Raw genomic sequence first — 25,363 nt, forward strand, 5'->3', positions numbered from 1 at the left:
TCGTGGAGGGTGCTGGTTTCACGCCGGGCGATAACAGCATTCGTACGTCCATGGATGCTGGGCGCGCCAAGATGCGTCGCCGATTCACGAGCACCGATAGCACCGTTGTGTACCGCGTGCTGGTCACCAAGGCGCAGCTTCAGACGCTCGAAGACTTTCACGATATTACGCTCGCATCGACGCTGCCCTTCGATTGGGAGGATTTCAGACGCCCGCCTGGTACGCCAGCGACATACCGCTTTCAAAAGGCCCCTTCCATCGAACCGCATCGCAGTGGAATCCGCTGGTATGCCACGATGTCGCTGGACCTCATTGCGACCTCGCCAGGGCACTATCTGCTCGCAAACGAAGCGGGTTCGCACCTCATCGACGGCGCGGGCGCGGGGCTGACGACCTGATGCGCCAGCTTTCACCAGCCGCAACCCGCGCTGTGCTCTCGGCTGAGACTGAGGAGGTATTTCTGGCGTGCCTGTCGATTAGCCACCCGGCGATCGACACGATCCGCATCGTCAACAACACCGAGACGGTGATGCGGCTGGCGGGCGAGTTCACGCCGTACCCGTTCCAGTCCACGCTGCCAACCGACAACGAGGACGCCCCGGGCACGGTCACCATCACGATCGACAACGTCGACCGCGAGGTGGCCCGCCTGATCCGCAACCTGGAGGGCATCCCGACAGCGGTGCTCGAGGTCGTGCTGGCGTCCTCGCCCGACGTGGTCGAGGTTGGGCCGTTCGATTTCGACATCGTCGGAGCGGACATCGACGTGATGACGGTGCAGCTGACCGCCGGCTACGTCGAGGACTTCATGAACCAAGGCGTGCCGGCGCAGACCTACACGCCCAGCAACAGCAAAGGGCTCTGGCCATGAACCTGGGGAACTACACGGGCCGGCCGTACACCGGCGAGCGGTATTGCCGCGTGCTGGTGGCTGCCGTTTTGGCCGACTGCGGCATCGGATTCCCGGCGACCGACGACCCGGGCGAAGCGGCAGGTTGGGAGCGCGTGGAGCGGCCGGGCGAGGGCGATGTGGTGGTGTTCAACATCGCCGGTCGGCCTGGCCATGTCGGCGTGTGCGACGGCCGCGGCGGCTTCCTGCACTGCGAGGAAGGTCGGACCTCAGTGATCGACCGGCTGTCATCGCCCCTGTGGGGCTCACGGATCGAGGGGTACTACCGATGCATGCGCTGAGTGCTCCGACCGCCGACCTCGTGCTCCGCGCCCACCCGCTCGCCGCGCCAGGTGTCGTGCAGGTGCGGGGTGGTCAGACGCTGGCCGCGATGCTGACCGAGGCGAGCAGCGGTGCTGGGCTGTCCCCTGACCTCGAGGTGCGCGTGGGCGGCTATGTTGTGCCCGCAGCCTGGTGGGCAAAGCTGCGGCCCAAGCCGGGCAGCTGCATCACCGTGACCCGCAGTTCGCTGGCGGGCAGCGGCGATGGCTGGAAGCAGGTCCTGGGCGCCGTGGTGCTGATCGTGGTGAGTTACTTCAGCGCCGGGTGGGGTGCGTCCCTCTACGGAGCGGGCACCGCGGGCGCGTCTGCATTCGCCGCAGGCGTGACCCTGGCAGCCTCACTGGTCGTCAACGCGCTCATTGCCCCTCCCACGCCTTCCGGCGGGACGAATGCCACCGAGGGCCAGTGGAACCAGCTCACGGGCTCAGCGAACAGCTTCAATCCCTGGGGCGTCATCCCGTTCGTGATCGGCGACTGCCGCTTCTTCCCCCCGATCGCGGCGATCCAGTACAACGAGGTGGTGGGCGAGAGCGCCTACTTCCATTGCTTGTTCGACCTCGGCTACGGCGATATCGAGGTCTCCGACATCAAGATCGGTGACACCTCGATCAGCCTGTACGACGAGGTGCAGTACGAGGTCACCAAGACCCCGACGCTGTACACGAACGACGTGTTCGAGGCTTCGGTCGGCGCCTCGCTGGCGGTTGGCGATGTGGTGGAACGCACGACCTCGCCAGGCACGCAGTCGAGCAGCATCGACATCGTGCACCCGCAGGGGCTCTTCGGTGTGGGCACCAGCAACAAGACCTTCGGGCTGTCGAACGCCTTCAAGGTGCTTTACCGCCCCACCGGCACCACGACCTGGCTGCAGCCGCAGAACGTGCGCTGGAGTGGCCTGGGCCCGCTGTACCCGACCGAGAACATCCCGGGCTGCAATGCCTTCGTGAGCAAGGAGACGAAGAAGCCGTTCTCAGCCGGCATGGCATGGGACTATCCAGCCCCTGGCCAGTACGACGTGCAGGTGACGCGCCTGGCGGCGCGCCGCGGCAGCAGCGACAACACCTACATCGATGCCTGCACCTGGGCGCTGCTGCGCTCTGTCAAGTACACCAACCCGTCGACCACGGGGACCTGGAAGCTGGCCATGCGCATCAAGGCCACCGACCAGCTGACGGGCACGCTGCAGACCGTCAGCTGCAGGGTGCGGCAGAAGATCGGCGTCTACGATCGCGCCAGCGGCACCTGGTCGAGGCAGTTCAGCACCAATCCGGCGTGGTGCGCGTACTGGCTGCTGACCGAGTGCGAGGGGCTTTCGCGCCACGTCGCCGCGGCCCAGATCGATCTGGACTCTTTCGCAGACTTCGCCGAATGGACAGACGCGATGGCCTTCGCTGGGCGCAAGGTCTGCGACAGCGCCACCACCGCATGGGAGCTGATCAACGGCCTGCTGGCCGGATCGCTGGGCAGCCTGGGGCGCCGCAATGGCAAGTATTGCGTTGTGTTCGACAGCGGCCAGCAGCAGCGGACGATGAGCTTCTCGCCCCTCGACACGAAGAACCTGCGGGTCAGCCGCAAGTTCATCGATCTGCCTCAGGCGTTGCGCGTGCAGTTCAAGAACCCGGACGCCGATTGGCAGGACGACGAGATCATCGTGCTGGACGACGGCTACAGCTACCGCGGCGTCGATGCGCGCGGTCTGCCGTCCACCGCGCCGGAGCCGGCGCGCTTTGAGACCTTGAAGATCGAGCAGGCGATGGGTGCGTTCCAGGCCTGGCAGGTCGGGCGCTACCACCTCGCGCAGGGCAAATTCCGGCCCAACGTGATCACCTGGGATTCCGATGTCGCGGGCCTGGGCACGACGCGGGGCGACCTGGTGGATGTCGCACACGACGTGACGGAATGGGGCGTCGGTTGGGGCCGCGTGATCAGCCTGCGGCCCGCGACCGACATCGCCGGCGCGGCCGCATGGCTGGTACTGGACGAGGCCATCGTGACCGAAGCGGGCAAGTCCTACAGCGTGCAGTTGCGCAAGGCGACCGGGGAGGTGGAGGTCGTGCGGGTCATCGGCGCCGGCGGCGAGTCCAACGGCTTCGCGCTGCAGGACATGCCTGCCGGCGTGGCCATCGGCGATGCGGTGATTCTCGGCCTGACGGGCCAGGAGACCAAGCAGCTTCTGGTGACCGGCGTCACCTACGGTCAGGACCTGGGCACCAGCTTCACCGCCGTGGAGGCCGATCCGCGCGTGCATCCGTTCTTCCTGGAGCCGCCGGACGAGATCGTCAGCGAGATCTCGGGGGCCATCTACGACGGGCCGGCCGAGCCCCAGGTGATCAGCGTGGTCTCCGGCCTCTACAACGATGCCACCGACGACGCCGGCATCCGCAGCAACCGGGTGCTGATCGGCGTGCGCAAGCCCTCTGGGCACGAAACTGAGGGCCTGCTCGCATGACCGCACCGACCGTATCCTACGAGGTGCGGCACCGCATCATCGGCACCGACCCCACGGACTGGGTGCTGCTGCCGCTGTATCCGGCCGGCCAGGACATCGCGATCGACGGGATGACCCGGGGGCTGCAGTACCAGATCCAGATCCGCGCGGTGGCGCGCAATGGCAAGAAGTCGGCCTGGGTGGACCTCAGCAAGACCGTCGCGCCGACGGCGCGCGAGGGCGCCGCAGCCCTGCCGACCAACGCGGTGGCCAACCAAGCCAGCATGTGGAGTATCGCCACCACGGTGACCTACAGCGCTACCAGCCCAGCTAGCGGTCCCAGCAGCGCGACGATCAGCGTCTCGTCCGGCACGCTGGTGATCGGCAGCAAAACCATCAGCTACGCGCCCAGCAGCGCCACGGTGAGCGGCACGGCTGGGCAGTCGGTCACCTACTACCTCTACTACGACGACCCGCAGCTGGTCGGCGGAAGCCGCGTGCTCGGCCTAGCGTCGAACATCGTGGATTCGGCCAACGTCGACGGCCGCATCGCGCTGGCGCCGATCACCGTCAAGTTCCCGGCCGCGGGAAGCTCCGGGAGCGGCGGCGGGAGCATCGGCGGTGGCGGCGGGTCCGGTGGCGCCGGCAGTTGCCCCTGGGTGGATGCCTGGGTGATCGAGCGGACGCGCGGCGCGATCCGTGCCGGTAAGGTGCGCGCAGGGAATTGGCTGCTGGCGCCGCACGGCTGGGTCGAGGTCACCTACAGCGAGCGCAAGCGCGCTATGGGCGTGCGCATCAGCAACACCAGCGGCCACCGGCTCAGCTGCTCCGCGGAGGCGCCCATCCTCACCATGCGCCATGGCTTCGTGGCTGCCAGCGATCTGGATCCAGCGGACGTTCCAACGATCGATGTGGATGTCACCGGCGATGGACCGGAGTCGATCAGCGAGGTCGAGCGCCTGGGCGAAATCGACATCCAGCACATCAGCTGCGCGGGCGAATGGGCTGACCGGGTGTTCCTTGTCGGCGATGAACCGCAACACCTTTTCCCCCATCACAACGCCAAGCAGGCGCCAGGAATCTCACCATGAGCTACACCAAACGCGAGGACATCCCCGTCCAGCCCGGCGAGACCGGGATCGAGTTGGACGATGGGAGCCTCGTCGCGGTTGCCTGCACGCGCGCCTCCGCCGGCAACGCCGTCGTGTTCACTGCCACGGCTCGGGCAATCGACGGTCAGGGAGCCGCGCTGCTCACGGCTGCCGGCGAGCCCATCGCCACCGTGCTGACCCACCAGGACCGCGATCCCGCAGCTGCTGACCTCATCGCCCGTGACTGCCTGCTGGCGGTGCTGGGCGAGCCGGTGGAGCGGGTGCCGTGGGGCGAGGACTACCTGCGCGACGTGAGCATCCGCAACGCCATTTCAATCAACGCCGTGCCCGCCACGGTCAACGCAGCCGAGGTGCTCTGATGGACATCAACGACACGATCCCCGAGCGCGACCTTCCTGTCGTGTCGCCGGGCCCCAACGACTACCTGCGCGGCACCCGTCGTTCCGATGGCAAGTCGGCGCTGTTCTTCCTGCCCGAGATCTCGGCGGCGGCCGCGGCCATCGGTGGCGCGCTCGATGCCGTGGTGGCCGATGCCGCTGAGGAGGCCAGCTCCGTCCTGCAGGGCCTGGGCTACCTGGTGCCGGTGCCCTATGCCGCGGGCATCGCGGTCAACAACAGCCGGCTGACCGTCAGCTACGGCAGTAACGTCTACGCGCCGGTGCCCTCGGCGATGCCGTTCACCACGGGTGCCAGCTTCGATGCGACGAAGTGGCGGCTGGTCCAGGGCGTCAGCGGACCTGACCTGAGCGCTCCGACTGGCGCGGCGATGGTCGGCTTCCGGCAGACCTCGGCGGCCCAGGCGCGCCCGCTCGATGGAAAGGTGAGGGAGCTGGGCATCGGCGTGGGCGACTTCACCGCTCTGCAGGACGCTATCAACGCCGCGCCGCTGGGCGGCGAGGTGCTGATCCCTGCAGGCACCACCGTCGCGGTGACCTCGCTGCCCGACAACAAGAGCGGCGTGCGGTTGCGAGGGCAGGGCAAGGTCATGAAGACCGACGCCTACAGCGGCCAGGAGCAGATCAACAGCTACCGGGACACGCGGCCGGTGGCCACGGGCAAGGAGTACCTGTGGGCTGTCTACAACGTGATGCAGGCGACGAACCGCGCGATCCGGTGCTACACGTACGGCGATAGCACTGTCGAGGGCGGGCTGAACTTCATCGACTGGAACTTCTTCCTCCAGGAGCTGCTGCCAGACCTGGTAGCCTCGCGCGGCGTGCGGAACTTCTTCAGCGTGACCAATCGCGGCGTCGGCGGCTCGAATCTGAGCACGTGGAACCCGGGCCCCGACATCGGCGCGAACAGCTCGACGCCGGCGGACCTGGTGATCCTGAAGTGCGGCATCAACGACGGCTCGTTCCCGATCGGCACGCGCTTGGACACGTTCCGCACCAACCTGCGCAACGGCCTGGCCGCGATTCGTGGCATCAGCGGCGGGGACGTAGGTGGCACTGCGATCCTGATCGTTGGCCCCAACGCCACCATCGACAAGCAGAACCACACGCGCACCGCCGAGTGGTACGAGCAGCTGCGCGGCATCTTCGACTCTGCGTGCGCCGACTACCGCTGCGCGTACTTCGATGCCTACCAATACCTCAACGACACGGGCGCGCGCGACGACTCGATGTGGGCGCGCCAGCGCTGGCTGGATGCCGCTGAGTCCTCTGGCCAGCAGCCGGTTTCACTGCATCCGCGCAACGTGGCCCAGGCCTGGCTCTGGGGCGCGATCGTGGACTGGATGTTCGGCGAGTCGGAGATCATGCGCTGGTCGAGCAATGGCTACGTGGTCCGCAGCGCCTACTACGGGCACCCCTACGCCAAGCAGCCGCCGGACTTCTACCCGGTCAACTACGACCCGGGCGTCACCATTGAGGTGGCGCGCACCCAGGAAGGCTTCCCGATCACCGGCATCCTGACCACGACCAACGTCGACGGGCTGCTGGTCCAGTCGCTGAGCCAGAGCGCGACCGGTGGCCTGACCATCACCCGAAGCGCGACCATCTCCGACAACTTCTGGGGCGCTTGGACTGGAATCGCGGTCGCCATCGGCAACAGCGGCAGTTCGTTCTCCAACGGCTGGTCGAACTTCGGGGGCATCTACGGCCCCGCGCGCGCGGCCATCTCCGCGGGCGGTGTCGTCACCCTCGACGGACTGATCAAGCCTGGCACGACCACGGCCGGCACCACCGTGCTGACGCTGCCCACCGGCATGGCGCCCGGGAACCAGCGCATCATCGCTGCTCCCTACGAGGGCGGCATGGTGCAGTTCGATGTGCTTGCGAGCGGCGCCCTCCAGTTGAGGTCGGGTGCGGTGCCGGCATCGTTCGTGAGCCTTACGGGGATCAGCTTCAGGAGGTGATTCGGAATCGTCCTACGCGCTAGAGTGGCGGCGCCCGATCGCCAGCGCGCCGCCTGGCTGCGGCGCTGGCATGGCCGCATAGCTACGCAGGGAGGGCTGTTGGAGGGCGGCTGGCTCAATCCAGGGATCGCTCGCGCCAACCACCTGCTGGGTAGCGCAGTGTCCGGTCCTCGACGCCTGGGGCCATGATGACGACCAGAAGGCTCCCGTCGTCCTGCGTGTACCCAAGCTGCAGCATGAGTCCGTCGGTGAGCGCGCCCCCGCGGTTCTGGGCTCGCACGTCAGCGACCGCCGCGGCCAATTCAGCATTCGCTCCCTCGGCGGTGAGCATCACTGTTGCCATGGAGATCATCGTGCCGGGGTACTTCGACATGGTCGAGGCCTCATGTGCGTCCGAAAAAACTACCATCTCAACGGCCTGAGACGCAGGCCGGCTACGCTTCCGGCATGACCCTCCCCGAAGGCTTCGCCTGGCAAGCCGTGCACCTAAACGACCGCCGTGAACCCCGTGTGCTCGCGCTGCACGGGGAGGGCGTGGTGCGGCTTGAGGACCGGGTTGACGACGGCAGTTGGTTTGCCATGCTGGATTACCACCACGGGATGGGCCGGAAGACCCCGACGCGACCCTGCACTTCGTTTGAGGCGGGTAAGCGTGGTGCCGAACTGTGGGTCGTTCGGCACGAAGACAGGCTGCGCAGGGAGGTCGCCGAGAAGAACGCGGCCCGGCCAAGGCCCCGCTGGGTATCGGACGCGCCCAAAGGCGGTTGAGGGAACCGGCGGGGCTTACAGTTTCCGCGCGGGAGCCTAAAACGGCCGGCATGCCCCAGTTGCCGCTGCCCATCGCGCCCGAAACGGCCATCACCCGCGTCATCATGCCGGCGCTATCGCTGCTGCCCGCGCGCCTGACCGACGCCCGGGCCATCGTGCTTCTGCTTGCGATCATGCTGCAGGAGTCCGGCTTGCGGTATCGCTGGCAGGTCCTCGACCCGCGCAATCCAGGTCGCAAGGGCCCGGCCCGCGGCCTGGCTCAGTTCGAGCGCGGGGGCGGCGTCAAAGGCGTGATCGAACACCCGCTGACGCGCGCCATGGCCGCCGATCTGTGCCGCCACCGGGGCGTGATGTTCGATGCGGTCAGCGTCTGGGACGCACTCGACGACGATGATCTGCTGGCTGCCGGCTTTGGCCGTTTGCTGCTGTTCACCGATCCCGCGCCGCTGCCGCCACTGAGTGCTGCAGGCCCGGCCTGGAACTACTACCGGCGGAACTGGCGGCCCGGCGCTTACGACCGCGGCGACGAAGAGACGCGAAACGCCCTCGTGGAGAAATGGCGGCGCAACCTCGCGCTCGCGCGGGCTGCGTGGGACGCGGTGGAAGCGTGAATGGGCGCCGCCGCGGCGCAGGGCAGGGAGGCGCAGGGTGAACCCGGCAGACAAGGCATTGCCATTGCTCATCGGTGTGGTCACGACGGTGATGAGCTGGTGGTCGAACGAGATCACGGCGCCGATTTTTGGTGTGCCGGCGAGCACCGTTTGCGCTGGCGCGATGGGCGCGCTGGTGGCGCTCGCCTACGACAACAACACGAAGAACCGCCCCAACGGCAAGCGCTACGCGCAGGCTGCAGCAGCCGCTGTGGCCGGCGCGACATTGTCGGGGATCATCCCGGCGCGCTGGTCTTGGACGTGGGCCGCCACGCTGCAGGGCGCGCTGGCCATCCTGTTTACCGCCATTCTGTACTTCCTGATCCCGCCGGCGCTCGAACTCGTGCCCGACGTGCGCGATGCCGCTCGCCGCTTCATCCAGACCTCGCGGCTGACCGACTGGCTTCCCTTCCTCAAGCGACGTCCCGCGCCGGAGATCCCGGCGCCTCCCCCGAAGGACGAAACCTCATGAGCATCTGGTTCTGGCTGGCGTTCCCCGCCTGGTTCCTCAATCTCATGGCCGTGGCTGCGCGCCTGGCCGATCTGGGTCGCGACAACTGGTCCAAGCGCGACCATGTACGTCGGATGGGGCTGGCGCTGTTCGGCAGCACCTGCGTGCTCATGATGGCCAGGCCATTCACGCCGGGCGGCTGGTCTCTGCCGGCGGCGACACCGGCGATGCCCTGCATTGCCTGGGGCATCGCCCTCATGCTGGTGACCACGCCCAGTATGCCCCCGTTCTATGACTACCTGCTGGGCGTCCACCGCGATGTGGAGGGTTGGCGCAGCCAGGGATGGCGCGCGCGCCTGCGCGGCGAATGGCGCGCCCTGCTGCGAAGCTTTACGCCTGTCCGCAAACGGCGTCGGATGGCTGGCCCGGTCGGGAAGCTCCCCTGATGCTTGATCTTCGTCCAGGCGTGCCGCTCGCGATCGCGCTGATGTTCGCGCTGGTGCTGGTCGCGGCACGCGTCGCGCGCGAGGCCAACTACCGACCGCGCGACCACGTGCTCATCTTCTTCGGCATGTTGCTGTTCGGCGCCTTGCTGTATCGCCTGATCGACGTGCTGCAGCACATCGAGGCGCCGCGATGGTCCTCGGCCGTCGCTGGCTGCGCGCTGGTCGGGTTCCTCTATGCTTCGTTGCGCCGCGGCGCCCGGCGCGGCCAGCGCCAGTACACGGGGCCAGAACGTCGCAAGCGCGACCGGCGCCGCCATGGCGCGCCGCCATGATGAGCCTGGTTGCGCTGAGCCCAGCGATGCGTTACCTGCTGGCCGGCTTGGCCGGTGCGGTTTTGCTGCTTGGCCTGTTGCTTGGTATCTCGCTGGCGGCCAATGCATGGCTCATCTGGCGCCTTGGCGGCGCCAAGGCCGCATGCACCGCGTCACAGCAGTCTGCCGTGACTGCCGCGCTCGAGGCCGAGCGCAAGCGCGCCGACCAGGCGGACCGTACAGCGGCCGGCATCGCCCAGGACACGCGCACAGAGCGCGCCAACGCCGTGATCGGCGCCCAGGGAGACACCCATGCCCGCGACACGCAGATACGCACCGTGGTTGTGCATGACGATTGCCGCATGCCTGACGGCCTGCCAGACCTTCGGCCGGCGGTCGACGCCGCCAACGCCGCCGCGCGTTAGCGACTGCCTGGAGGAGCCCGAGGGCCTCTATCCGGCGCCGCCGCCAACGCCAGCCGCAGGAAGTCCCATCACCGATCGATTCCTGGTCGAGCTGGTGGCCTGGAACAACCAGGTAATGGGCATCGCTACCACGGACCGCCTGCGCTGGCGCGCCGAGCGTCGGTGCGTGAGCAAGATGGTCGATGCGGGGCTGATTCGGTAGTCCGCCTAGCGCGTGGCCGCAATCCCCGCCTTGGCGCACATCGCATCCACTGCGCCCAGGTCATTGGGTGTCGCGATCCCGATGAGGACGGCCATCGTCGAACCATCCTCACGCGGCCCGACCAGCCCGTAAAAGCGCAGCGCCCCGGCGTAGCCGCCAAAGCTGTTCTTCGCATTGACGTAGCCGCAGAACTTGCTGATGTGCGTTGCGTCAGGGGCGGCTACGTCGATCGCCTCGATCTTCGCAGAATCAGGGTCCTTGAGGCGGGCCACTACCGCGTTGCGGATCTCCGCGCTTTCGGCTGAGGTCGCGGGGCGTGCCTGAGCCTGCGCTAGGCCGGGAGAGAACGCGGACAGCAGGGCAAGGGTCAGTGGCAGTTTCATCGGGCTCCCCGTGGGCGTAGTGACGAGCCTGGCTCTATGGCCGAGCCAGCAGATCAAGCAAACCGCGGCGCTGCTTGTCGGTCATCTGCCCGACCGCATCCAGCACCCGCCGGTGGTCGAGGCTCAAGTATGCCTCCGGCGCCGGCTCGCCCAGGCGCGCGGCCACGGGCACATGCTTCGGCAAAGTGCCAAAGATCAGATGGTCAGCAGAGGCGCGATACAGCGTGCAGAGCTGCGCGAATTTGTCGAGCTGGGGGAAGTTCCGGCCATTCTCCCAGGCGGATAACGATCCTTTCGTCACTCCCAACTCGGCCGCGACAGCGTCTTGCGACAACCGCTCCGCATCCCGTGCCTTCCGCAGGCGGGCGCCGAAGTCCTTCACAACCAAAGTATAGGAGGGCTTTACTTTTCGACGTATAGATGAGCTTGACATCGGGTATAGACCACCTATACGCTGTGTCTAGATGAGCACGACATCGCCCGCCGCCGAACACCCGATCCGCACGGCCCGCCGCGCGCGCCGCTGGTCCCAGCAGGAGCTGGGCAGCCGCCTGGCGCCGCCGGTGAGCAAGGGCACCGTCTCCCAGTGGGAGGCCGATGCCACTTTCCCAACGCCGGCGCTCGCCGTGCAGCTGGTGGACCTGTTCGAAGGGCAGGTATCGCTCGATGACCTCTACCGTCGCAGCGCGAGGGCCGCCTGATGCGCGCGATCGGCTATATCCGCGTCTCGACCGAGGAGCAGGGCAGGGCGGGGCACTCGCTGGCCATGCAGCCCGAGCGCATCAAGCTGTGGTGCCAGATGCACGGCCTGGATCTGGTGTCCGTCATCACCGACCAGGGCATCAGCGCGGGCACGGCGCTGGAGCGCCGCAAGGGCGGGGGGCGCCTGCTGCAGGCGCTCGATGCGGGCGAGGCTCAGGTGGTGGTGGTCTACAAGCTGGACCGGCTGTTCCGCGACACGCTCGACGGCCTGCTGTTCTTCCGGCAGTTCGCCCAGCCTCGCGGCGTGGTCGTGCAGTCCGTCAGCGAACTGATCGACACCAGCACACCCCAGGGCCAACTCAACCTCAACCTGCAGCTGTCGCTCGCCGAGTATGAGCGCGCGGTCACCTGCGAGCGCAATCGCGCCGTCAGCGCGCATCTGCGCGCCAATGCGCGGCCCTATGGCACCACCCCGTACGGCGTGCTGTCGATCGACGGCCGTCTGTACCGTGACCCCGCAACCTGGCCCCTGCGCGAGCGCATCGTGGCCTTGCGCACGCCGGAGTGCGGAAGCCGGCGCCGCAGCCTGGGCCTGATCGCCGAGATGCTGCAGGCCGAAGGCATCGCCGCCCCGCAGGGCGGGCAGCGGTGGAGCAAGCACAGCGTGTCGCGGGTGATTCAGTCGCATGACGAGTTGAAGGATTACCCCTGGGCGCCGGCACGTCACGAAGCGGAAGTTTCGGAAGGGGTGAGCCCGTGAGTCGCTGGGCCCCCGTCACCATCCCCGCGCGCGGCGACCACGGGCCGCGCGACGAGCGCGACATCCCCCTGGAATTCACCCCTGCTGCGGAGCGTCCGCCCGCCGGAGATCCGATGAGCCATGCCCCCGTTCTAAGCCTCAACCAGGCGCGCCGCGTCGTCCACCTGCAGACCGAGATCGGCGCGCTGCGCCAGGCGCAGGCCTGCGTTACCGAGGCCGCCACGCCCTCCCAGGTTTACGGCCGCCTGGACGACCTGATCCAACAGCGCAACGCCGAGCTTGAGGGCCTGTTCACCACCAGCTTTTCCAACCCGCACGACTGAGGTAGCACAGATGAGCATCGTTCTTGGCGCCACCTACACCGATCGCATCACCGGCTTGACCGGCATCGCCACCGGCCACTGCAAGTACATCACCGGCTGCAACCAGACGCTGGTGCAACCGAAGGGCGAGGGTGGCCAAAGCAAGCCGGAAGCGCACTGGATTGATGACCAGCGGCTCGAACTGGTCGAGAGCGTCGAAGTGGTCTCTCTCGACAACGGCGCCACGCCGGGCAGCGATCGCGCTGCGCCGAAGATTTAAGGGGCGCGCGACCATGTCCTCCATCACCCTGGGCGCCACCTACACAGACACCATCACCGGCTTCGCCGGCGTGGCCATCGCCCATACCGAATACCTGGGCGGCAGCGGCCGGACCGAGTTGCAGGCCAGGCCCGATCGGCCGGGCTTCCGGCCGCATGCGGAATGGTTCTCCGACGGCCGCCTGGAACTGCTGCCACTGATCCCGGCCGCGTCGCTGCCGCAGCCCGCGGCGGCGCAGCAGGCAGGCGCGGGGACCCCCTGATGCCTACCCGGCCCACCCGCAGCCAGGTCATCGGCACGCTGGTCACCGAGGCGGTGCTGCAGACGCGCACCACCTGGGACAGCTACGCCGACGCCGTGGTGCGCCACTACCACGACGCCACGGATCTGGGTGAGCGCGAAGTCACGTTCCACATCGCCACCACGGCAGGCAACGCCGTGGAAGCGACCCGGAAGAACACCCAGACCGTGCGCCGCCTGCTCATCGGCGAGATCCGCATGCACGTGGACATCGAGGAAGCGCTCGTGGCCGCGTTGCCGCAGGACTGGCGCCAGCGCCTGCACGCCGCGCTGCTGGCCCGCAGCGGCCTGATCTACGCCGAAGCGCCGCGCCCGGTGGACGCCCCTAGCCACTTCAACGCGCCCTGCCAACTCATGCGCACGACGGCCGAGGCCATCGAACGCATCGAGCCCATGCTGACCGATGGGCGTATCGGTCCGGACGACCTGCCCTACTTCGACGCGGCGCAGCGTGGGCTGGACATGGTCACCGGCGTCTGCCTGACCGTGCGTGCGCAGATCGAGGCGGCGCGCAAGGCGCACGCGGACCAGGTTGCGCGCCGGGGGCTCAACTGATGGCCGGCGCCCGCACACACGCCGACCCGGCCGGGTGGACCCGCTGGTTTCCCACTGCGGCCCCCGGCCCGGGCAATCGCTGGCAGTTGGTCCGCTTCGAGCGCGTGGACGAGCACGGCAAACCGGTCGGCAAGCCCATCGCCAACACCGCCCCCGGCGGTCACGTGCGCACATTCGCGACCGAGGCCAGCGCCCAGCGCGTGGCGGCCTTCGTCAACGCGGAGGAGGGGCGGTTGCCCGCCAAGCGCCGGCACGGCGCCCACAACGAGGAAGCCCCCGGCGCTGGAACGCCGAGGGCTTCGATTTGACCACGGTCCCTAGCAGGAGAGCAGTCATGCAACAGTGCACCACACAGAAGAATGCACCGCAACCGGGCGCGTTTCCCTCCGTCAGCCACCGCCTGCTGGTGGTGCTGCACGCCAGGCGCGACGCACTGCGCCATGGGGTCAACCCGCGCCCGGCCGAGCAGGCTGCGGCGCAGGCCTACCGCGCCAGCCGCGGCAACCGCTTCTACGCGCGCCGGATGGCCTGGGCCGCGGTCGATGCCCAGTGCGGGCGCGGGGAGGTGGCGTGATGGAACTGGACCACATCCTGTCCTGCGCGCGTCGCGCGAAAAGGCTCCGGGGCACCGGGCCGATGTCAACGGGTGAATCGCTGGCCGCCGCAATCGTCCTCAACAAGCCGGCGTGGCTCAAGGACATGCGCTACACCCTCGCCGAGGCCATCAACCGGGTCGATGACGACGGTATGACGGCGCCGCGCCTGCTGCAGGCGCAACGCATCATCGAAGCGGAGGGTTGAGCCATGTTCTTCCGCAATCTCAACCTGTATCGCCTGCCGCGCGCCTCCACGATGACATTCGGGCTGACGGCCGCCGAGGCGTTTGAGGGCAATCGCCTGCAGGACGTAGGCCCCTTGGAGTTTTCCAGCGTGGGGTTCGTCTCGCCCTATGGCCGCGACAGCGACATCCTGATCGCCAAGCAGCCGGAGGAGGGCGCCCGCTGGTTCGCCATCGGCACCCAGACCAAACTGCTGCCGGCTGCCGTCCTCAACGAAAAGCTCGCGCGCCGGCTCGACGAGATCGAAGCGCGCGATGGCCGCCGGCCTGGCGGCAAGACCCGCAAGCGCTTGCGCGACGACATCCTCCACGAACTGCTGCCCACTGCGATGGTCCTCGCTGGCCGGATCGATGCGATGCTGCTGCCTGCGCACAACCTGCTGGTGGTGGACAGCGGCAGCCGCAAGGGCGCCGACGCGGTGGTCAGCCAGGTGCGTGCCGCGCTGGGCTCGTTTCCCGCGTTGCCGATCAGTTCCGAGATCAGCCCCCGTCGCGTGCTCACCGGGTGGGTGTCGGGCGATCCCTTGCCGTACGGCCTGACGCTGGGCGAGGCATGCGAACTGCGCGACCCCATCGAGGGCGGCGCCATCGTGCGCTGCCGGCAGCAGGACCTGGCCAGCGACGAGATCACCCGGCACCTGGAGGCCGGCAAGCAGGTCACGCGCCTGGAAATGACGCTGGCCGATTCGCTCAGTTTCGTTCTGGGCGAGGACCTGGTGATTCGCCAGCTCCGCTTCCTCGACGGCGCCCTGGACCTGCTGGAAGACGTCGACGACCAGCGGGCAGAACTGGATGCGCGCTTCGCGCTCCAAGCCGGTGAGATCGCCTGTTTGTTCGGCGTGCTGGAAGAAGCCCTGAGGCTCAACAAGGAGCCGCAGTCATGAGCCTGCCGAACGAGAAGTCTAGGACGACCTCACCGCTGGCGGAACTGGTGGATCGGTTGAAGTACGAGCTTCCGAGCATGCGGTACGCGCATCGTGACCTTCTGCGAGAAGCCATCGCTGCCCTGACGGCCAAGGCCGCCGCCCCCTCGCCGCCAGCCGACGCTGCGGCCCAGTCGGCCGCCAAGCAGGATGGGGATATTCCCGGTGCCTATGTGCGCGACGAACGTGGCCGCTGGACACTCAACGGCAAGGCCGAGCCTGTTATTGGATGGGGGCGTGGTTGGAATGCGTGCAGGGACGCAATGCTGAACGCCAAGGCCGCCGCCCTTGCGCCTGACGCGGACGAGCCCTGCCGCCGCCACGAATGCCGCCGCGTCAGGATCGAAATGCAGGCCGAGATTGAGCGGCTGCGGGCGGTGGGTGTGGGCGAGGCGGTGGCGCTGCCGCGCGAGATCCTGACCGCGCTGTACGAGCGGGATGGCGGCAAGGCATGCGGGTGCATCAATCGCAGCCGCAAAGCGGAGCTGGAATACGAAAGCGGGCAGTGCCCTCACCAGCGACTGGCACAGTACCTTGCCGCCCCGCCCGCGACCCAAGGGGATGCGCTGACGGCCCAGGAGCGCCACGTCATCGAGGCCCTGCTGGACCTGGCCTACAAAGCCTGGCGCCTGGCCGACGACTCGGAGGACATGGGCGACAGCCACAATGTGGAGGCGGTCGACTTCGAGGCCCTGTCCAGGGCGCTGGACGTGCTGGGCACCCTTCCCGACGACCAGCCCGGCTACATGATGGGCGAGGCCGCGAAGGCTCGCTGGGCCTTGCGCCGGCTGATCGGGACCGATGCGGCCATCGCCGCCGAAGACGCGCCCCAGGGGGATCAGCCAGCGGCTGGCGAGGCTCTCTACTACATCCAGGACACCCGGCAGTTCGTCGGCAACTGCCCGGTGTGGTGGGCGCATGGCGGTTCGGGCTACGTCACGAGGCTGGACGAGGCGGGCCGCTTCACGTTCGACGAGGCGATCCGAACCAACAGAGGCCGGAACACCGATATATCGTGGCCGTGTGCGGAGATTGATGCGCTGGCTCGCCTGACTGTCGACCATCAGCACATGCGCGCCCGGCACGTTCGGCAGGCCGAGATCGACGCCGCCATCGCCTCTATCGCGGCCCAGGCCGGGAATGGAGGCGCATCGTGAGAGGCGCGACGCAACTTCCCGTCTTTCTGTCAAATGCGATCGACGAGTACCTGCTCGTCCGCCAAGCACGTGGGCTGGCCGCCAACTCGCTGATTGCCTACCGCGGCGATCTCAACCAGTTCTGCACCTTCGCCGCCGGTCACGACATCACCGTGGTGCAGCTGCTGGGCGAGCGTCTGGTGAATCGCTGGTTGGATGCAGGGCTGCTCCATCTCAACTGGTCCCGCCGGACGGCGGCGCGCAAGCTGGAGGCCGTGCGGGGCCTCGCTGCGTGGTGCAAGCAGGAGCGCTACCTGCAGCACGACCCGTGCGCCGATGTGCGGATTCGCTATCGGCCGCGGCGCGTCGTCGCGCCGGAGATGGAGCCCCTGCTGCAGCTCGTGTCGGGTATCGGCACCGACACGCCCCTAGACCTTCGCGACCGCGCTGCGCTGTTACTGATGCTCGACCCCGCGCTGCGGGCCGGCGAGGTCGCGCTTCTGGACATCCAGCAGCCAGGAGAGCCCGTGCCGCCGTACTGGGTCGACGTGAAGCATCTGCGCGTGTACGCGCACGCCAAGGGCGGCGAGCAGGGCGAGGCCGAAGTGGTCGGCATGGAGGAGCAGACGGCTGATGCGGTGCGCGCATGGCTGAAGGTGCGTGAGCGCCTGGCAGCCCCCGGGGAGCACGCGCTGTTCGTCAATCAGCGGGGGCGCCGGCTGTCACGCCAGGGCCTTTACCTGCTGGTGCGCGATCGCGGGGCGGCGGCCGGCATTCCGCGCCTACACCCGCACAAGCTGCGCCACCGGCGGATCGGCGACATCACCGAGCGCCTTGGCCTGCAGGTGGCCAGCGCGCAGGCCCGGCACCGCAACACCAGCACCACGGCCAACATCTACGGCGCCCACGCCGCAGAGGTGCAGCGCGACGCCGTGCGGCGGCTGGCGCCGCTGGGGGAGGTGCGCTCGTGCTAACTCTTCTTCAGGCGGCGCAACTCCCGTGCCTTGCGGCAAGACGCACGCAGCGCTTCCCGCTGACTCGGGGCTCCAGCAAGGCCGAATTTGACAATGGTGGAAACGTTGCCGTGCCGATAGCTGACGTAGGGCTGCCAGTAGCCGTGCTTCGTCAGATATGCGCCCGGGCCGATGCCGTCGGTCGACTTAAGGAATGCGAGGTTCATCGCGTATCTCCAGGATCTGAAGTCCGAAGCATCCGCGCACCAAAGTCCACATGCAAGCGGGGTTATCTCAAGCAGGGGAGGGGACGCCCATGCAGCGCATGATCCCCCTCGATAGCCCGCTACCGCGCGGCACGTGCAACCACGCCCCGCGGCACATGCATGACCTGCGTGGGCTCACCAGCGGCGGCGGCCACTTCATCGAATGCGCCTGCCGCCAGACCGGCAAGCACGCCGACTACGCCGATGCGGTCGCCGAATGGTGCCGCGGCGGCGGCCACCCCATCCCCCACGTGGAGGCGCAGCGCGAGTTGCCGCTGCGCAACGTGGTCAATCTGAGGAACTCGCGATGAGCCTTTCCCGCGTACAACGCGACGCCATGGCGCACGCCATGCGCGGCGACTGGGCGCTGGCAGACGCCCTGGAGGTCAGCTGCCGGACCGACTTCGAGGGCCACCCCTGCATTGGTGGAATCCGCCAGGGCGGCCGGCTTCAGATGCTGGCGTTCGGCCAGGACTGCAACTGCGGTCTCGAAGAACAGTGCGAGTGCTGCGAGACCGGAGGCGTCGACATCGAGGTCATCGTCCACTTGAAGGGCCACGTCGTGTGGGAGGACCGCAGCGGTGGCGAATCGCCACCGTACGGCATCGACCTTCCGCTGGCCGTGGCATGCCTGGTCGTGTCCGAACACCAGAAGTCCATCCTCACCCCCACCCAACAAACCCTGATTCCGGAGGCAGCCTGATGCGCGCCATGATCCAAGCGGCCGACCTGGCCGCCGCCCTGAAATCCAGCGTCGCCCCGGGCAACAGCCCGCACCCGATGCTGATGCATGCCTGCCTGCAGGCGACCGATGATCACGTGGTCGTGGAGACCACCGACACAGAGGTCTGGATGCGCACCACCATCCCCGCCGAGGTGCGCCAGCCGGGCAGCGTCCTGTTGCGCGAGTCGCTGCTGCGGCCAGTGGCCGCAGTCCCGGGCGAGATCGCGCTCGCTGGCGATGGGCAACTGGTCCGTGGCGCCAGCAAGTTCCGCGTGCCGGCGATGGACATCGAGGGATGGCCAGCCCAGGACGATGGCGCGTGGAAGCCGCTCGACGTCAACGCCACGGCGTTGGCTGCGGCCATGGCCAGCGTCAGCCATGCGGCCACCGACGACGATATGCGCAAGGCCCTCAACGGCATCCACCTGGCCGACGGGCGCGTCTGGGGTAGCGACGGCGTCAGTCTTGGTTTCGTGCGCATCACCAGCAGCGGCCCCTCGGTCACCATCCCCGACAGGCGGGCCCGACAGGTGCTCGCGGTGCTCGGCGAGGGCGCGCGGCTGGAGGTGGCCAACGTACGCGAAGGCATTGCTGGGAACCTCCGCATCACCCGCGGCGGTGAGCAGTTGAGCATGCGCCTGCTCGGCGCCAAGCCCATCGCCATCCAGCCGGTCGTCGATGGCTTCAGCCACCTGGACACGCCGACCGCGGTCAAGCGCAGCGAGTTGCTGGCGGCGATCAAGCGCTTTTTGCCGTTCGCCAACACGATTGGGCCGCAGCCCAGTAAGGCGCTGCCGACAATCGTGCTGGAAAGCAGTGACGGTCACATGACCATGGCCGACCGCCTGGAGGAAAGTCGCGAGTCTCTGGACGACGCGGTGGTTGAACACGGTCCCAAGTTCAGGGCGGCGGTCGACCCGCGCCGCCTCATCGCCGCGCTGGGCGCGATCGACAGCGGCGTGGTGGCCCTACACGCACCGCGCGATGGCGCCCACGCGGCCTTCGCCCTCTGGGCGCACCACGCCGATCCGCGCAACGAAGCGCACTACGTCGCGCCCTACACCCTCTGACGGATGCAGCATGTCCAGACAACAGAACCAGGCGCTGCTCGCGGCCCTCAAGGCCGGCCCGATGACCGCTGACCAAGCCTTGCGCCAGCTCGGCATCGCGCGCGCCAGCGCCCGCGTCTTCGACCTGCGCGCGCAGGGGTACGACATCCGCAGTCGCCTGATCACGGTGAAGAACCGCCAGGGCGACATCTGCCACGTTGCCGAGTACAGCTTGGTCACCCCCCAGACCAGACTGATCCCGGACCACCCAGGACGCGGTCACGTCACCGCCGGCGGAGTTGCAGCATGAGCCGCCCCTCGACAAGACCCGTCCTGCTCAACATCCACGTGCACAGCCATGAGGAGATCGCCGCCCACATCCTCAGTCGGGCCAAGAAGTGGCGCTGCCCCCGCATGGTGGTGATCGTGGCTGGTAATGGCGACATCCGCTGCCGGGACCTTGCTCACGACAGCGGGCGCAACGATCCCCGCGCGTGCGACATCATCGGTACCTTCGGCTACGGCTCCCAGGTCGAAGATATTGAGGATGCGGTGCTAAGCCAGATGCGCGAGATGCGCGTGTGGAGGCCGGCAGCGTGACGACCATGACACCCGCCGAAGCGGCATCAATCCTGAGGCAGCACAACGCGTGGAGGCGAGACGACACCAAGATCGTTTCACCAGCCAACCCGACCCAGATCGGGCTCGCCATCGACGTTGCAGTCGAGGTCCTGGCATCGGCCGATCCCTGGCGCGGCTTGTACGACCCGGAGAAGATTTCAGACCGGGCAGCGCGGGCAGATGGCATGGCCTGGCACCCCGATCTCCCCTCGTGGCCGGATGATCGTGAAGACGACATCGCCCCGCTGCTGGCGGCACAGGGGTTCGACTACGAAGGCGTGTCGCCTGGAGAAGAATTCTCAGAAGAGGCCCTGGAGGAGGGCGGGGATCTGTACTGGGAGCAGATGAAGAGCTGGAATCCATCTCCGCCAGCGGGCGAGCACTGGCGCTTAGCCGCCGTCACCGATACCGAAGATGGCCCCTATGCGCTCTTTGTTCGACCGTTGGCCTTGGCGGGCTCGGAGGTGGACCATGCGTGAGCGCATTGCCGCCTGGCTATTCCGCCAGCTGATCCAGCATGTTTCGGGCCTGCGTCCACCTGACTTTGTGGTGGGCCACGACAATCCAGAAGGGGCCTATCTGCGGCGCTGGTACATCACCCCGTGGCGTGGCTGGTATCGAGCGGTGCCCGAGGATCAACGCACGCTGTGGCAGCGCGCCGCGGTGGCACTTGCCCACCTGCTGCCGAATCTCTACCTGCACCAGTTCCTCAGGGACGATGACGACCGGGCTCTCCACGACCATCCCTCGTGGGCAGTGAGTTTCATCCTGCATGGCGCGTATCTGGAGCACACCGTCGACGACGCTGGCGTGGCGCGGCGGCGCATGCACCGTGCCGGCAGCCTCCGGTTCCTCCCACTGCTCCACACGCACCGCATCGAGCTGCTGCGCGAGGTGGTTGGCATCGATCCTGAGAACGAAGCAGCGCCCTATCGCGTACAGCCGGCGCCCTGCTGGACCCTGTTCCTGTTCGGCCCAAAGCGAAGGGAGTGGGGCTTCCATTGCGAGGGCGGGCGCTGGGTCCCATGGCAGGAATTCACCGCTACCGGGAAGCCGGGCGAAGTGGGCAAAGGGTGTGATGCATGACCAGGGAACAGTGCCCTGCATGCGGGAGCCTCACCACTGCTGGCACCTGTTGCGGCGTACCGCTCAACCGCCCCTTCGTGATGGACAAGTCGCGCGTGATCGCCTTGCGTCGCTATGTCCACGGACAGAAGGGCCTGGATGAGCCGACCTACCGCCTTCACGTCGTAGCGGTAGGCGCCACCAGCACCACGACGTTGACGCGCTCCCAGTACGACGCGCTGCTGGCGCGCCTGCGGCGCCTGCCGGACCGGCCACGCCAGGGCACGAAGGGCAGGGCGGCATGATCCGCGATGTCAGCGTGCGCGATGTGCAGGCCCTGGCGGCCCGCGTCGACCACCTCAGCACCGACCAGGTAAGACGCCATTTTGGCGTCGGCGCCGCGCGCGCCGGCCAACTGCTCGCACTGGCCGCGCGCGGCCATGTGCCGGCGGATCTAGCGCTCCCGTCGCCACTTGAGGGAAGCCTGATGCGCAAACACCGATTCAGTGCGAGCGAAGCCCGTGCGGCTGCTCGCCTGATCCTCACAGGAGAGATTCACTATGGCTGACGGCAGCCGCCCTCAGAACGCCTTCAACTTCCCCGTGCCGGGCAACTCGCAGTTGCGCCCCGGCGAGATCATCGTGGACCTGTTCGCCGGCGGAGGCGGGGCTAGCGAGGCGTTGCGCCAGGCGCTGGGGCGCGATCCGGATCTGGCGATCAACCACGATGCGCTCGCTATCGGCATGCATGCCGCCAACCATCCGCTGGCGCGCCACCTGCGTGAGGACGTGTGGCAAGCCGACCCCGCAGTCGAGACCCGCGGCCAGCCGGTCGGCTGGTTCCATGCCAGCCCCGACTGCACGCATTTCAGCCAGGCCAAGGGTGGCCAGCCCCGCGACCGCGCAACGCGTTCCCTGGCGTGGGTGATCCCGAAGTGGTGCGGCACGCTCAAGCGGCGCGGCAAGGCCCCGCGCATCGGAAGCATGGAAAACGTCTGGCAGATTTTGAAGTGGGGGCCGCTGGTCGCCAAGCGCTGCAAGGTCACCGGCCGGGTCGTCAAGCTGGACGGCAGCGTGGCAGCAAAAGGCGAGCGCGTGCCGCTCCAGCAGCAGTTCCTGGTCCCAGACAAGCGGCACGAGGGCAGGAGTTGGCGCAAGTTCGTCCGCGTCATGCAGGATCTGGGTTACGTCATTGAGTGGCGCAAGCTCAAGGCGTGCGATTACGGCGCCGGGACCAGCCGAGAACGCCTGTTCGCCATCTTCCGTTGCGATGGGCAGGCGATCGTGTGGCCGAGCCCAACCCACGGTAAGAGCGCCAACCTACTGCCATTCGTGACCGCCGCCGACTGCATCGACTGGGCGATCCCTTGTCCGTCTATCTTCACCCGCAAGAAGGCCTTGGCCGACGCCACGCATCGCCGCATCGCCAAGGGCATCCAGCGCTATGTCCTGGGGCCCGCCGAGCCCTTCATCGTTGGCGTGGGTGGCAGGCAGGGTCAGTCGCCCGAGCGCAGCTTGCACGTACCCACGCAGACCATCACCACGAAGGCCGACAGTTGCCTGTGTGCACCGACGCTCGTTGCATGCGCGAACGCCAGCGCCTCCGGCATCGCTGATGCCTCTGCGCCGCTTGGAACAATCACGGCGTGGCCCAAAGGCGGAAGTACCGCCGTAGTCGCACCAATACTGGTACAGGCAGCCCATGGCGAGGGCAGGCCGGACGGCGTGCAGCGTTGGGGCGCCGGATCGAAGTCGGCGCAGGACCCGATCGGCACCATTACGGCCAACGGCAGCGGAGGCCACGCGTTAGCGTCAGCGCATCTGGTCAAGTTTCGCGGCGACAGCGCCGGCAGCGCGGCCGACGAGCCGATGCCGACGATTACCTCCGGCGCAGGCGCGGCACGGCCCGCCGGCGCGGCGCACGCCATGGGCGTCGCGGTCGGCACCATGGTCCAGGTCGGTTACGGCGAGCGCGATGGCCAGGCGCCGCGCGCTCTGGACGTGCACGAGCCGCTGGGCGTGGTCACCGCCGGCGGCATCAAGCATGCCGCGGTCACCGCTTTCCTGGAGCAGGCCAACGGCGGGTTCTACGATGGCGCCGGGAACGACGTGCGCAAGCCGGCGCCCACCATCGTCGGAACCGGCAGCCAGCAGCGCCTGGTCACTGGCCACCTCGCGAAGCTGCGCGGCACAAGCAGTGCCGCAGATGCGAACGATCCACTGGCGACGGTCAGCGCGGGCGGCGAGCATCACGCCGTTGTGGAATGCACGTTAAGTCCAGAACACGAAGCTGGCGCCCTGCGCGTCGCGGCTTTCCTGATGCGCTACTACGGCACCGGCGGCCAGCACGGTCAGATGGACAAGCCACTGGCAACGGTCACGACCAAGGACCGCCTGGCGCTGGTCACCGTCACGATCCAGGGTACGCCCTACGTCATCGTGGACATCGGCCTGCGCATGCTCAAGCCGCACGAGCTGTACCGCGCCCAGGGCTTCCCGGCTGACTACATCATCGACCGCACCGCAGACGGTCGCCGCCTGACCACCAGCGCGGCCGTGCGCATGGTCGGAAACAGCGTGAGCCCACCCCCGCTGGCGGCGATCGCGCGCGCCAACCTCGGGGCCACGGCAGCGCCATTGGCGGTTGCGGCATGAGCCGTGGGCACCAGCGCGTCATTGTCACTGGCCACTTGGGTGCAGATCCTGAGGTCAAGGCGCCGCAGGCCGGCGGCTTGATCGCTGAGTTCCGCGTGGCGGTGACCGAGGTGTTCAAGAACAGAGCAGGGGAGCGAGAGGAGCACACCGAGTGGCTGCGCATCAAGGCGTTCAACCGTAATGCGGAGGTCGCCCAGCAGTACCTGCACAAGGGCGCATTGGTGACCGTAGAGGGCAAACTGCGCACTGAGCGGTGGCAGGCCAGCGACGGCAGCGACCGCTACAGCACATGGGTCTACTGCGATCCTGGCGGCCTCACGCTTCACGGGAGCAGAGAGCACGCCCGGACGGGGACGGAGCACCAGGGAAGGGCCACAGGAAGGCCCGCCCGCCCAGCAGCACAGCCCGAACCGAGGGGCATTGACGATGAAATCCCGTTCTGATTCAAGAGGTTATGCGAAGTGCGCGCGGGTGATGGCCCGCCGCTCGTTTGAGCATCGCGAAGTCGGCACCCAGATAACGCATGGTCGTGGCCAGGTCAGCGTGGCCGAGCATCTGGCTAATAGCCACGATGTCACAGCCGCTGCGCAGCAGTTCCGTGGCGAAGGCATAGCGCAGCTGATGGGGATAGTGGCCCGTCCAGGGCCGGCCGGTTCCGGGCCGGATACGGTCAAGGCCGCACGCGGTCCCCAGCGCTCGACGCGCATGCCGGTTGACGATGACCCAGACCGAGCGTCCGTCGCGCAGCGGCTTGCCATGGCGCGTGACGAAGAGCGCTGCGCGCTTGCCGGCGCCGACCGCCGCACGTTGCCGCAGGTAGGCTTCCAGCAGCCCATGCCAGGCCCCGCCGTATGGCACCAGCCGGTCCCGGCCACCCTTGCCCTCGACGAACAGGAAGCCATCCAGGCGCACGCTTCCCAGCTGCAGCCTGGCGAGCTCGCCCGCCCGCAGGCCGCATTGGTAGAGCGTGGCGATGATGAGGTGGTCCCTGAGGCCCACGAACGTCGACAGGTCGGGCTGCGCCAGCAACACGCCCACGTCGTGATCACTCAGGTGGAACACCGGGCGCGCCCTGACCGGGCGCGTCTTGGGCCACGCGGCCGGCACCCAGCAGGTCGGGTCCACGGTGCGGCGCCAGCCGTACCAGCAGCGCAACGCGGCCACGTCCAGCTTCAGCGTCGCCGCCGCGAGTTGGTCGCGCCGGTGGGCCACGAAGCGCAACACGGGGTCCAGATGAAGCGGCACGCGGTCGGCGAAGGCGACGTATCGGCTGACGATCGACAGATACGTGGCCACGGTGCGCGGGCTTCGCCGCTGGCCACGAAGGAACCACCGGAAGTCCTCGAGCGACTGCGGGTCAACCGGACAATAAGAACGGGTTATATCTACCAACGGTAAAAAACCCTCCATGTACCAGCAAGGGAAATCCATCGTCGGATCAATGAGTTAGGGGTCATGTAAGATCGCCA

General features: G+C 67.8%; 41 protein-coding genes. 36 read left to right on the forward strand and 5 right to left on the reverse strand.

Annotation, left to right across the window (positions count from 1 at the left end; translation table 11 throughout):
- The first annotated feature begins 116 nt into the window (after positions 1 to 116).
- From WFQ05_RS02480 to WFQ05_RS02510, 7 genes are read left to right on the forward strand one after another with little or no spacing between them, the layout of a single operon-like run.
- The gene (locus tag WFQ05_RS02480) at positions 117 to 398 is read left to right on the forward strand and encodes a hypothetical protein (protein ID WP_337052492.1); all 282 of its coding nucleotides are present in this window, start codon (positions 117 to 119) and stop codon (positions 396 to 398) included.
- Positions 398 to 871, forward strand: a complete 474-nt coding sequence (locus tag WFQ05_RS02485) for a DUF1833 family protein (RefSeq protein WP_337052493.1) — start codon at positions 398 to 400, stop codon at positions 869 to 871. Before WFQ05_RS02480 ends, WFQ05_RS02485 begins: the two co-directional genes overlap by 1 nt.
- The gene (locus tag WFQ05_RS02490; protein WP_337052494.1) at positions 868 to 1,191 is read left to right on the forward strand and encodes an NlpC/P60 family protein; all 324 of its coding nucleotides are present in this window, start codon (positions 868 to 870) and stop codon (positions 1,189 to 1,191) included. The genes WFQ05_RS02485 and WFQ05_RS02490 overlap by 4 nt, the downstream gene beginning before the upstream one ends.
- On the forward strand, positions 1,149 to 3,680 hold the full coding sequence (locus WFQ05_RS02495) for a hypothetical protein (RefSeq protein ID WP_337052496.1): 2,532 nt from the start codon (positions 1,149 to 1,151) through the stop codon (positions 3,678 to 3,680). The genes WFQ05_RS02490 and WFQ05_RS02495 overlap by 43 nt, the downstream gene beginning before the upstream one ends.
- Positions 3,677 to 4,750, forward strand: a complete 1,074-nt coding sequence (locus WFQ05_RS02500) for a hypothetical protein (RefSeq protein ID WP_337052497.1) — start codon at positions 3,677 to 3,679, stop codon at positions 4,748 to 4,750. The genes WFQ05_RS02495 and WFQ05_RS02500 overlap by 4 nt, the downstream gene beginning before the upstream one ends.
- Positions 4,747 to 5,130, forward strand: coding sequence for a hypothetical protein (locus WFQ05_RS02505; RefSeq protein ID WP_337052498.1), 384 nt, complete (start codon positions 4,747 to 4,749; stop codon positions 5,128 to 5,130). Before WFQ05_RS02500 ends, WFQ05_RS02505 begins: the two co-directional genes overlap by 4 nt.
- Complete coding sequence (locus WFQ05_RS02510; RefSeq protein ID WP_337052499.1) at positions 5,130 to 7,130, forward strand: SGNH/GDSL hydrolase family protein; 2,001 nt, start codon at positions 5,130 to 5,132, stop codon at positions 7,128 to 7,130. Before WFQ05_RS02505 ends, WFQ05_RS02510 begins: the two co-directional genes overlap by 1 nt.
- Before the next feature lie 115 nt (positions 7,131 to 7,245).
- Here the strand turns inward: WFQ05_RS02510 and WFQ05_RS02515 are convergent, their stop codons facing one another.
- Positions 7,246 to 7,503 (reverse strand): hypothetical protein, encoded by a 258-nt coding sequence (locus WFQ05_RS02515; protein ID WP_337052500.1) that lies wholly within the window; start codon positions 7,501 to 7,503, stop codon positions 7,246 to 7,248.
- 74 nt (positions 7,504 to 7,577) lie between these two features.
- Between WFQ05_RS02515 and WFQ05_RS02520 the strand changes: the two genes are divergently transcribed.
- Genes WFQ05_RS02520 through WFQ05_RS02545 form a run of 6 tightly spaced genes read left to right on the forward strand, consistent with a single transcriptional unit; the run spans position 7,578 to position 10,181 of the window.
- Complete coding sequence (locus WFQ05_RS02520; protein ID WP_337052501.1) at positions 7,578 to 7,898, forward strand: hypothetical protein; 321 nt, start codon at positions 7,578 to 7,580, stop codon at positions 7,896 to 7,898.
- A gap of 50 nt (positions 7,899 to 7,948) precedes the next feature.
- Positions 7,949 to 8,509 carry a hypothetical protein gene (locus WFQ05_RS02525; protein ID WP_337052502.1) on the forward strand — a complete coding sequence of 187 codons (561 nt, stop codon included), beginning with the start codon at positions 7,949 to 7,951 and terminating at the stop codon, positions 8,507 to 8,509.
- Positions 8,510 to 8,546: 37 nt separating this feature from the next.
- Positions 8,547 to 9,020: a hypothetical protein gene (locus tag WFQ05_RS02530; protein ID WP_337052503.1), complete on the forward strand. Its 474-nt coding sequence runs from the start codon at positions 8,547 to 8,549 to the stop codon at positions 9,018 to 9,020.
- Entirely contained in the window at positions 9,017 to 9,445 is a 429-nt protein-coding gene (locus tag WFQ05_RS02535; RefSeq protein ID WP_337052504.1) for a hypothetical protein, read from the forward strand. Before WFQ05_RS02530 ends, WFQ05_RS02535 begins: the two co-directional genes overlap by 4 nt.
- 20 nt (positions 9,446 to 9,465) lie before the next feature.
- Positions 9,466 to 9,777 (forward strand): hypothetical protein, encoded by a 312-nt coding sequence (locus WFQ05_RS02540; RefSeq protein WP_337052505.1) that lies wholly within the window; start codon positions 9,466 to 9,468, stop codon positions 9,775 to 9,777.
- A complete protein-coding gene (locus WFQ05_RS02545; RefSeq protein ID WP_337052506.1) occupies positions 9,774 to 10,181 on the forward strand; it encodes a hypothetical protein in 408 nt (135 codons plus the stop codon). Before WFQ05_RS02540 ends, WFQ05_RS02545 begins: the two co-directional genes overlap by 4 nt.
- Before the next feature lie 207 nt (positions 10,182 to 10,388).
- On the opposite strand, the gene WFQ05_RS02550 is transcribed toward WFQ05_RS02545, so the two are convergent.
- Positions 10,389 to 10,766: a hypothetical protein gene (locus WFQ05_RS02550; protein ID WP_337052507.1), complete on the reverse strand. Its 378-nt coding sequence runs from the start codon at positions 10,764 to 10,766 to the stop codon at positions 10,389 to 10,391.
- Between the two features lie 34 nt (positions 10,767 to 10,800).
- Entirely contained in the window at positions 10,801 to 11,148 is a 348-nt protein-coding gene (locus WFQ05_RS02555) for a helix-turn-helix transcriptional regulator (protein WP_337052508.1), read from the reverse strand.
- 82 nt (positions 11,149 to 11,230) lie between these two features.
- Between WFQ05_RS02555 and WFQ05_RS02560 the strand changes: the two genes are divergently transcribed.
- The 12 genes from WFQ05_RS02560 to WFQ05_RS02615 are packed head-to-tail and all read left to right on the forward strand — an operon-like array spanning position 11,231 to position 17,536.
- Entirely contained in the window at positions 11,231 to 11,467 is a 237-nt protein-coding gene (locus tag WFQ05_RS02560; protein ID WP_337052509.1) for a helix-turn-helix transcriptional regulator, read from the forward strand.
- Complete coding sequence (locus WFQ05_RS02565; RefSeq protein WP_337052510.1) at positions 11,467 to 12,228, forward strand: recombinase family protein; 762 nt, start codon at positions 11,467 to 11,469, stop codon at positions 12,226 to 12,228. The genes WFQ05_RS02560 and WFQ05_RS02565 overlap by 1 nt, the downstream gene beginning before the upstream one ends.
- Positions 12,225 to 12,551 (forward strand): hypothetical protein, encoded by a 327-nt coding sequence (locus WFQ05_RS02570; RefSeq protein ID WP_337052511.1) that lies wholly within the window; start codon positions 12,225 to 12,227, stop codon positions 12,549 to 12,551. The genes WFQ05_RS02565 and WFQ05_RS02570 overlap by 4 nt, the downstream gene beginning before the upstream one ends.
- 10 nt (positions 12,552 to 12,561) lie before the next feature.
- Positions 12,562 to 12,810, forward strand: coding sequence for a hypothetical protein (locus WFQ05_RS02575; RefSeq protein ID WP_337052512.1), 249 nt, complete (start codon positions 12,562 to 12,564; stop codon positions 12,808 to 12,810).
- A 13-nt stretch (positions 12,811 to 12,823) separates the two neighbouring features.
- Positions 12,824 to 13,072 carry a hypothetical protein gene (locus WFQ05_RS02580; RefSeq protein ID WP_337052513.1) on the forward strand — a complete coding sequence of 83 codons (249 nt, stop codon included), beginning with the start codon at positions 12,824 to 12,826 and terminating at the stop codon, positions 13,070 to 13,072.
- The gene (locus WFQ05_RS02585; RefSeq protein ID WP_337052515.1) at positions 13,072 to 13,665 is read left to right on the forward strand and encodes a hypothetical protein; all 594 of its coding nucleotides are present in this window, start codon (positions 13,072 to 13,074) and stop codon (positions 13,663 to 13,665) included. The genes WFQ05_RS02580 and WFQ05_RS02585 overlap by 1 nt, the downstream gene beginning before the upstream one ends.
- Positions 13,665 to 13,973: a hypothetical protein gene (locus WFQ05_RS02590; protein ID WP_337052518.1), complete on the forward strand. Its 309-nt coding sequence runs from the start codon at positions 13,665 to 13,667 to the stop codon at positions 13,971 to 13,973. Before WFQ05_RS02585 ends, WFQ05_RS02590 begins: the two co-directional genes overlap by 1 nt.
- 26 nt (positions 13,974 to 13,999) lie before the next feature.
- Positions 14,000 to 14,239: a hypothetical protein gene (locus tag WFQ05_RS02595; RefSeq protein ID WP_337052519.1), complete on the forward strand. Its 240-nt coding sequence runs from the start codon at positions 14,000 to 14,002 to the stop codon at positions 14,237 to 14,239.
- The gene (locus tag WFQ05_RS02600; protein WP_337052520.1) at positions 14,239 to 14,466 is read left to right on the forward strand and encodes a hypothetical protein; all 228 of its coding nucleotides are present in this window, start codon (positions 14,239 to 14,241) and stop codon (positions 14,464 to 14,466) included. Before WFQ05_RS02595 ends, WFQ05_RS02600 begins: the two co-directional genes overlap by 1 nt.
- 3 nt (positions 14,467 to 14,469) lie before the next feature.
- On the forward strand, positions 14,470 to 15,387 hold the full coding sequence (locus tag WFQ05_RS02605) for a recombination-associated protein RdgC (protein WP_337052522.1): 918 nt from the start codon (positions 14,470 to 14,472) through the stop codon (positions 15,385 to 15,387).
- Complete coding sequence (locus tag WFQ05_RS02610; RefSeq protein ID WP_337052523.1) at positions 15,384 to 16,583, forward strand: hypothetical protein; 1,200 nt, start codon at positions 15,384 to 15,386, stop codon at positions 16,581 to 16,583. Before WFQ05_RS02605 ends, WFQ05_RS02610 begins: the two co-directional genes overlap by 4 nt.
- Positions 16,580 to 17,536: a tyrosine-type recombinase/integrase gene (locus WFQ05_RS02615; RefSeq protein ID WP_337052524.1), complete on the forward strand. Its 957-nt coding sequence runs from the start codon at positions 16,580 to 16,582 to the stop codon at positions 17,534 to 17,536. The genes WFQ05_RS02610 and WFQ05_RS02615 overlap by 4 nt, the downstream gene beginning before the upstream one ends.
- On the opposite strand, the gene WFQ05_RS02620 is transcribed toward WFQ05_RS02615, so the two are convergent.
- Complete coding sequence (locus WFQ05_RS02620) at positions 17,533 to 17,742, reverse strand: hypothetical protein (protein WP_337052525.1); 210 nt, start codon at positions 17,740 to 17,742, stop codon at positions 17,533 to 17,535. The genes WFQ05_RS02615 and WFQ05_RS02620 overlap by 4 nt on opposite strands.
- Before the next feature lie 155 nt (positions 17,743 to 17,897).
- Between WFQ05_RS02620 and WFQ05_RS02625 the strand changes: the two genes are divergently transcribed.
- The 11 genes from WFQ05_RS02625 to ssb all read left to right on the forward strand — a co-directional run bounded on the left by WFQ05_RS02625 (position 17,898) and on the right by ssb (position 24,337).
- Entirely contained in the window at positions 17,898 to 18,092 is a 195-nt protein-coding gene (locus tag WFQ05_RS02625) for a hypothetical protein (protein WP_337052527.1), read from the forward strand.
- On the forward strand, positions 18,089 to 18,484 hold the full coding sequence (locus WFQ05_RS02630; protein ID WP_337052528.1) for a hypothetical protein: 396 nt from the start codon (positions 18,089 to 18,091) through the stop codon (positions 18,482 to 18,484). The genes WFQ05_RS02625 and WFQ05_RS02630 overlap by 4 nt, the downstream gene beginning before the upstream one ends.
- A 77-nt stretch (positions 18,485 to 18,561) precedes the next feature.
- The gene (locus tag WFQ05_RS02635) at positions 18,562 to 19,575 is read left to right on the forward strand and encodes a hypothetical protein (RefSeq protein WP_337052530.1); all 1,014 of its coding nucleotides are present in this window, start codon (positions 18,562 to 18,564) and stop codon (positions 19,573 to 19,575) included.
- A 10-nt stretch (positions 19,576 to 19,585) separates the two neighbouring features.
- Complete coding sequence (locus WFQ05_RS02640; protein WP_337052531.1) at positions 19,586 to 19,864, forward strand: helix-turn-helix domain-containing protein; 279 nt, start codon at positions 19,586 to 19,588, stop codon at positions 19,862 to 19,864.
- On the forward strand, positions 19,861 to 20,154 hold the full coding sequence (locus WFQ05_RS02645) for a hypothetical protein (RefSeq protein WP_337052532.1): 294 nt from the start codon (positions 19,861 to 19,863) through the stop codon (positions 20,152 to 20,154). The genes WFQ05_RS02640 and WFQ05_RS02645 overlap by 4 nt, the downstream gene beginning before the upstream one ends.
- A gap of 5 nt (positions 20,155 to 20,159) precedes the next feature.
- The gene (locus WFQ05_RS02650) at positions 20,160 to 20,654 is read left to right on the forward strand and encodes a hypothetical protein (RefSeq protein ID WP_337052534.1); all 495 of its coding nucleotides are present in this window, start codon (positions 20,160 to 20,162) and stop codon (positions 20,652 to 20,654) included.
- Positions 20,647 to 21,261, forward strand: a complete 615-nt coding sequence (locus WFQ05_RS02655) for a hypothetical protein (RefSeq protein WP_337052535.1) — start codon at positions 20,647 to 20,649, stop codon at positions 21,259 to 21,261. The genes WFQ05_RS02650 and WFQ05_RS02655 overlap by 8 nt, the downstream gene beginning before the upstream one ends.
- Positions 21,258 to 21,545, forward strand: coding sequence for a hypothetical protein (locus WFQ05_RS02660; RefSeq protein ID WP_337052536.1), 288 nt, complete (start codon positions 21,258 to 21,260; stop codon positions 21,543 to 21,545). The genes WFQ05_RS02655 and WFQ05_RS02660 overlap by 4 nt, the downstream gene beginning before the upstream one ends.
- Positions 21,542 to 21,808: a hypothetical protein gene (locus WFQ05_RS02665; RefSeq protein ID WP_337052537.1), complete on the forward strand. Its 267-nt coding sequence runs from the start codon at positions 21,542 to 21,544 to the stop codon at positions 21,806 to 21,808. The genes WFQ05_RS02660 and WFQ05_RS02665 overlap by 4 nt, the downstream gene beginning before the upstream one ends.
- Positions 21,801 to 23,894, forward strand: a complete 2,094-nt coding sequence (locus WFQ05_RS02670; protein ID WP_337052538.1) for a DNA cytosine methyltransferase — start codon at positions 21,801 to 21,803, stop codon at positions 23,892 to 23,894. The genes WFQ05_RS02665 and WFQ05_RS02670 overlap by 8 nt, the downstream gene beginning before the upstream one ends.
- Positions 23,891 to 24,337: a single-stranded DNA-binding protein gene (ssb, locus tag WFQ05_RS02675; protein WP_337052539.1), complete on the forward strand. Its 447-nt coding sequence runs from the start codon at positions 23,891 to 23,893 to the stop codon at positions 24,335 to 24,337. The genes WFQ05_RS02670 and ssb overlap by 4 nt, the downstream gene beginning before the upstream one ends.
- 1 nt (position 24,338) lies before the next feature.
- Here ssb and WFQ05_RS02680 read toward each other — a convergent pair whose 3' ends face one another.
- A complete protein-coding gene (locus WFQ05_RS02680; protein ID WP_337052540.1) occupies positions 24,339 to 25,190 on the reverse strand; it encodes a tyrosine-type recombinase/integrase in 852 nt (283 codons plus the stop codon).
- Positions 25,191 to 25,363: the final 173 nt, after the last annotated feature.

Origin of the sequence: Pseudoxanthomonas sp. USHLN014 (assembly GCF_037153335.1) — a bacterium.
In the GTDB taxonomy this organism is placed as follows: Bacteria; Pseudomonadota; Gammaproteobacteria; order Xanthomonadales; family Xanthomonadaceae; genus Pseudoxanthomonas_A; species Pseudoxanthomonas_A winnipegensis.